This is a genomic window from Cupriavidus basilensis OR16 (genome assembly GCF_000243095.1).
GTDB lineage: Bacteria > Pseudomonadota > Gammaproteobacteria > Burkholderiales > Burkholderiaceae > Cupriavidus > Cupriavidus basilensis_D.
In genome coordinates, this window is the sequence record NZ_AHJE01000182.1 from 1 (window position 1) to 6600 (window position 6600).

Annotated in this window: 3 protein-coding genes and 1 pseudogene; all 4 read left to right on the forward strand. The window is 68.7% G+C overall.

The annotated features are described in order from the left end of the window. Nucleotides 1-438: POTRA domain-containing protein (locus tag OR16_RS48610; RefSeq protein ID WP_423739713.1), on the forward strand; the 438-nt coding region annotated here is incomplete at its 5' end. Next, the gene (locus OR16_RS37405; protein WP_050983237.1) at nucleotides 429-1436 is read left to right on the forward strand and encodes a ShlB/FhaC/HecB family hemolysin secretion/activation protein; all 1008 of its coding nucleotides are present in this window, start codon (nucleotides 429-431) and stop codon (nucleotides 1434-1436) included. The genes OR16_RS48610 and OR16_RS37405, both read left to right, overlap by 10 nt. Before the next feature lie 269 nt (nucleotides 1437-1705). Further along, the gene (locus OR16_RS37410; RefSeq protein WP_006164337.1) at nucleotides 1706-6268 is read left to right on the forward strand and encodes a filamentous hemagglutinin N-terminal domain-containing protein; all 4563 of its coding nucleotides are present in this window, start codon (nucleotides 1706-1708) and stop codon (nucleotides 6266-6268) included. Nucleotides 6269-6270: 2 nt separating this feature from the next. Beyond that, nucleotides 6271-6600, forward strand: a pseudogene (locus OR16_RS40325) (hypothetical protein); the annotation flags it as partial.

Genomic DNA, 6600 nt, shown 5'->3' on the forward strand with positions numbered 1-6600 from the left:
GATCTGTTGCCGAAGGACGAGGAGCCCTGCTTCGCGATCCATGAGATCCAGCTGACGGGCGAGGATGCCGGCAAATTCCTGTGGGCGCTGAAGGCGGCTGACCCTGCCACCGATCCTGCCACCGGCCATTGCCTGGGCACCGCAGGCATCAACGTGGTGATGACGCGCATCCAGAACGCCATCGTCGCGCGCGGTTTTGTGACTACGCGCGTGCTGGCGGCCCCGCAGGACCTGAGCAGCGGCGTCCTGGCGCTCTCCGTAGTGCCGGGCCGGGTACGGGCGATCCGCTTCGCGGCCGGCACCTCGTCGCGCGCTACCGCCTGGAACGCCGTACCGATCCGCCGTGGCGACCTGCTCAACCTGCGCGATATCGAACAGGCGCTGGAGAACTTCAAGCGCGTCCCTACGCCTGGTCGCAGCGCCGGCCCGTGCGGCTGAACGTGGCGCTGGACGACTCGGGTAGCCGGGCGACGGGCAAGTACCAGGCGAGCGCCACGCTTTCCCTGGACGATACCTTGATGCTGAACGATCTGTTCTACGCCAACTTCAACCACGACGTGTTCAGCCCCGGCGGCAAGGGCACGCAGGGCTACACCGTCCATTACAGCGTGCCGCTCGGCTACTGGCTGCTGGGCGCCACCGCCGGTGGCTACAAATACCGCCAGACCGTGGCCGGCTACTCCCAGAACTATGTCTACAGCGGCACCAGCGAAAACGCCGAAGTCCGCTTGTCGCGCCTGCTGTATCGCGATGCGACGCGCAAGACCGGCGCCTACGTCCGCGGCTGGCTGCGCCAGTCCAACAACTACATCGACGACACCGAGATCGAAGTGCAGCGACGCCGCACCGGCGGCTGGGAGCTGGGGCTGACGCATCGGGAGTACTTCGGCGCGTCCACCCTCGATGCCACGCTCGCCTACCGGCGCGGCACCGGCGCCTTCGGGGCGATGGCGGCGCCGGAGGAAGACTTCGGTGAAGGCACCTCGCGCATGCAGGTCATCACCGCCGACGCCCAGTTCGCCATACCGTTCCGGCTCGGCAACCAGTCCTTGCGCTACACCGCCAACTGGCGGGCGCAGTGGAACCGCACGCCGCTGGTGTCGCAGGACCGCTTCGCCATCGGCGGGCGCTATACCGTGCGCGGCTTTGACGGCGAGCTCACGCTCATGGGCGAGCGTGGGTGGCTATGGCGCAACGATCTGGGGCTGGCCCTGGGCGCCGGGCAGGAAGTGTACGGGGCCGTCGATGTGGGGCACGTCGGCGGCCCCGCCACTCGCTGGCAACCGGGCCGCACCCTGGCGGGTTCGGCCATCGGCTTGCGCGGCGGCATGCATGGCGGCTACTGGGACGTCTTCGTCGGCACGTCGCTGTACAAGCCCCAAGGGTTTCAGACCGACTCCGTCATCGCCGGCTTCAACGTGAGCTGGTCTTACTGATGTCGACAGGGCGCGTGCGCCCTCATTCGTATTCTCGAAAATTGGGAGTGCCCGCATGAACAAGAACCTCTACCGCATCATTTTCAACCGTGCCCGCGGCATGCTTCAGGTGGTCGCCGAGATCGCGCAACGCCATGGCGGCGGGGGTGCCCGACGAACAGCGGCCAGCAGACGCTGCGTCGTCACGGTGCGCCCATTGAATTTCGCCTTGTGGATCATCATGGGGCATGTCGCGCTGGGCGGCACGGCGCTTGCGCAGGTGGTGGCCTATGCTCAATGCGCCGGGCAACCAGCGCCCAACCGTGCTGCAGGCGCCAAACGGTGTACCCCTGGTCAACATCCAGACCCCGAGCGCGGCAGGCGTTTCGCGCAACACCTACCAGCAATTCGACGTGGGCCAGCAGGGGACGATTCTCAACAACGCCCGCGAGAACACACAAACGCAGTTGGGCGGCTGGGTGCAGGGCAATCCCTGGCTGGGCAAGGGGACGGCCAAGGTCATTCTCAACGAAGTCAATGCCAGCAACCCCAGCCGGCTTAACGGCTATGTCGAAATCGCCGGTAGCCGGGCGCAACTGGTCATCGCCAACCCGGCCGGGATTTCCTGCGACGGCTGCGGCTTCATCAACGCCAACCGCCTGACCCTGACCACCGGTACGCCGGTCGTCAACAGCGGTTCTCTTGAGGGCTATCGCGTCGGAGGCGGGGCCCTCCAGGTCCACGGCAAGGGCATGAACGCCAGCGGTACCGATTACACCAACCTGATCGCCCGCTCGATAGAGGTCAATGCCGGGATCTGGGCCAAGCAACTGCAAGCCACCACGGGCGTCAACGACGTCAGCGCCGATCATGCCCAGGTGACAGCCAAGGCCGGTGGTGGCAAGGCCCCGGCCTACGCCGTGGACGTGAGCGCCCTGGGCGGCATGTATAGCCAGAAAATAGTCTTGCTCGGTACGGAGCATGGTGTTGGGGTGCGCAACGCCGGCACGCTGGGTGCCCAGGCCGGTGAACTGGTGGTGACCGTGGATGGCCGCCTTGAAAACAGCGGCGCCCTGCAGGCGAAAACCGACACCCGGGTGAGCGCCAGGGGCGGGCTCGCGAACACCGGTACCCTCAGCGCGGGGCGAGAGTTGGTGGTGAACACCCCGCAGGACGTGGACAACCGCGGCGGCACCCTCAACGGCCGGCGAGTGGAAGTCAACGCGCAATGGCTCGCCAACCGCGGCGGCGCGATCGAGCAGACCGGCGTGCAGGACCTGGCTTTGCACGCAACTGTCGCCACTAACCGCAATGGCGGGCGCATCGGCCTGGCTGAGCCCAGCAGCGGTAGCAGCGGCCCGGGCGGCTCGGGCAACGGCGGCGCCCCGGAAAGCGGTAGCGCAGGTGGCGGCAGCGCAGGCAGCGGGGGCGATGGCGGCACCGGCGCTGTCCCCGGCCCCACGCCGGCACCGCAACCGCCGACCCGCCTGGCCGATGGCGCGCTCAACATCGCCAAGACCCTGGACAACGACGGCGGCCGCATCCTCGCCGGCGGCGCAATCGACCTTGCCGCCAATAGCGGCCTGAACAACGATGGCGGCCATCTGGCTGTGCGCCAGCTTAGCGTCAGCGGCGGAGACGTTGGCAACCAGGAGGGCGAGCTGCGCGTCTCAGGCGCCGCCAGCATCCAAGCCGGGCTGGTCAACAACGACAACGGCCGCCTGCAGCTGGGCGGCCCGCTAGCCTTCACCGCCGACAACCTCTCCAACCGAGCGGGCACCTTCCTCCACAGCGGCACGGACGCCGCCGACCTGCGGGTCGCGGATACGATCGACAACAGCGATGGCACCCTGGCGAGCAATGCGGCGCGGCTGAGCCTGTCCTCCCGCCATCTCGTCAACCAGCGCGGCAAGCTCAGCCATGCCGGCGATGCCGGCCTGAAGGTGCATGCCGGCACGCTCAGCGGCAAGGACGGCCAGATCGCCACCGCTGGCGCGGCAGCCCTCGAGCTTGGTAGCGCCGACCACCGCAACGCCACCCTGAGCGCGACCCGGATCGATCTGACGGCCGAGTCATTCGACAGCCGCGACGGCAAGATTGTCGCCAGTGGCGAGCTCGGCAACCGGCTCGACGTAGCCGGCTCGCTCGACAACAGCCAAGGCACGATCGCCACCAATGGCGACCTGAGTATCCGCGCCAGCACGCTTGGCAACGCGGACGGTACCGTGCAACACGCTGGCAGTGGCCGCCTGGATATCGCAGCCGGCACGCTCAACGGTGCCGGCGGAACGCTCGCCAGCAATGGCGCCCTCACCCTTGCCGGCAAAACCACTGACCTGCGCGGCGGCACCACCCTGGCCCGCAAGATCGACATCGACACCGGCAAGCTGACCAGCGCGGCGGGGAGCCTGAGCGCCACCGGTGCCGACCTGCTCAAGGTGCGTGCCCGCGAAGGCCTGGACAATAGCGGCGGCACCATCGCCGCAAACGGCGCCCTGGACCTGAACGCGAAGTCCCTGGGCAACCGCGACGGCAAGATCCAGGCAGCCGGCACCGCCGACACGCGCATTGCCGTGGCCGATACGCTGGACAACACCGGCGGTGCCTTGGCAGCGGCGGGCGACACCGCCATCCAGGCTGGAACGCTGCTCAACCAGGGCGGCAAGCTGCAAGCGGCCGCAGAGGCGGGGCTGGACGTCCGGGTCAACGGCCACCTCGAGAACCGCGACAGCGGCATCATTGCCAGCGGTGGCAAGGGCAAGGTCGCTGCCGGTTCCCTCGACAATCGCCGCGGCGCACTCAACGCCCATGGCACCCTGAACGTCGGTACCAGCGAAGGGCTGGACAACCGCGCCGGCAAGCTCGTCAGCCATGGCGACCTGGGCCTGGCCGCCGGCAGCCTGGACAACCGCGATGGTGGCCTCGTCGCCTCCACCAAAGGCGCTGTGACCGCGGACTCCCGTGGTCGCACCGATAACGCCGGTGGCACGCTCCAGGCCGCCGGCGACCTGGCGCTGGACAGCAACGGGCTCGGCAACGCTGCCGGTGCCATCCTTGGCGCCAACGTGCGCGTCGACACCCGGCAGGCGGCGCTGGACAACGCTCGCGGCACCCTCGCCAGCACGGCGGGCACGCTCGACATCCGCAGCGGCGCATTCGACAACACCGCAGGCCTGCTGCAATCGGCCGGCGCCCTCAGCTTGAGCGGCGGCGACCTGGACAACCGCGCCGGCATGATCCACAGCCAGGGCGACCTGGCCGCGCGCACCAGTACCCTCGACAACCGCGGCGGCCAGCTCGACGGCGGTGCCAACGTGCGCCTGGCCGGCTCCGCGCTGCGCAACCAGGGCGGCAAGGTGCAGGCGGGCAAGGACCTGGCCGTGAACCTATCCGGCACCGCCAACAACAGCGGCGGCCTGATGGCGGCCCGCGACGGTCTGAGCGTGACCGCCGCCACCATCCTCAATCACGATACCCAAAGCGCGGATCCCAATGCGCCGCTGGGCCTGCAGGGCGCAACGGTGGCCCTGGCCGGCAACCGCATCGACAACACCGGCGGCACCATCGCCGCCGACCGCCACATCGGCATCACCGGCACTGGCCCGGGCAGCACCCTGGACAATGCCCGTGGCAATGTCTCCTCGGCGGGCAGCATCGCCGTGGCCGCCAACCGCATCGTCAACAGCGTCGGCACGCTGCTGTCCGCAACCAACCAGTCCATTGACGCCGACAGCATGACCGGCGATGGCCGCGTGCTCTCCAAGGGCGACCTGACCCTTGCCTTGCAGCAGGACTTCGACAACCACGGTGAGCTCACCGCCAACGGCCGCGCCCTCATCGGCACCGCCGGCCGCCTGACCAACCGCGGTACCCTGCAGGCGGGCGAGCTGGAAGTGCGCGGCGCCAACGTGGACAACACCGTCAGCGGCCAGATCGGCGGCGGCCGCGCCCTGGTGGCGGCCAGCGAGACCCTGAGCAACCGCGGCCTGGTCGACGGCGGCCAGACCCGCATCCAGGCGGGAACCGTCGACAACGTCGGCACCGGGCGCATCTACGGCGACCATATCGCTATCCAGGCGGGAACAGTCCTCAACCGCGAGGAGGACGCCAACGGCCAGACCAAGGCGGCCGTCATCGCCGCGCGCCAGCGCCTCGACATCGGCGCCGGTGTCATCCACAACCGCGAGCAGGCGCTGATTTTCAGCGCCGGCGGCGGCAGTGACGCCCTGAATATCGGCGGATCGCTCGATGCCAACGGATACGCCACTGGCCGTGCCGCACTGGTGCTCAACGACAGCGCCACCATCGAGTCGCTGGGCGGCCTCACGCTGGACACCGGCCGCTTGCTCAACCGCAACCTGCATTTCGCCACCGAGACCGTACAGGTCGGCGGACCGGCAAAGGCCATGTACCTGCAGCCCAAGGACGACCCGAACAAGCACGATATCAACGATTTCGGCTGGGAGAACTGGAGCCGTGCCGGCCTCTACCGCAACAAGAAAACCGGCGCCGAAGTGAAGGCCTGGACGCAGTACGACATCACCCGCACCGAGTACGAAACCCAGGTCACGCAAAGCGCCCCGGCGCTGATCCGCTCCGGCGCCAGCATGACACTGCATGGCGATGAACTGGTCAACGACAAGAGCCATATCATCGCCGGCGGCGCACTGCAGGGCGACCTGCACAATCTGAAGAACGAACAGGTGTTCGGCGAACACATCCAGCGCGAGCAAGGCACCAGCGGAATAGTACCTACAGCCGCTGGCGCGGCGGTTTCAAGCGCTATCACGAGCGCAAGTGGGACGGCCAGATCGCCTACACCCCGGCCGACACCATCCAGACTATCGCCCTGAATGTGTCCAAGACCCAGCAGCACACCGCCAGCAACGGCAGCGGCTACAGCGTCGGCGGGCGCAATACCGGCGGCGTGGGCGGCACCATCGCCGGCGGCAGCGGCACCTCCGGTGGCGCCAGCCCGCGCGAGATCATCGAAGTGGCGGCCGCGGCGGGAAGCGTCGGCGCCCCGGGCGCCCTCCAGGGGCACGACGCGGTATCCGCCGACGGCCCGGGTGCCAGCGCCGGCAGCGGCGTCGGTGCCGCCAGTGGCAACGGCCCCGCCGTCATCCGTACCGTGGGCGTCGACACCCAGGTGCCCAACAACAGCCTGTTCCGCGTCCGGCCGGAC

Excerpts from the sequence above, each read along its gene's own strand:
- OR16_RS37410 (WP_006164337.1), top strand. The coding sequence starts at position 1,706 with ATGCTCAATGCGCCGGGCAACCAGCGCCCAACCGTGCTGCAGGCGCCA.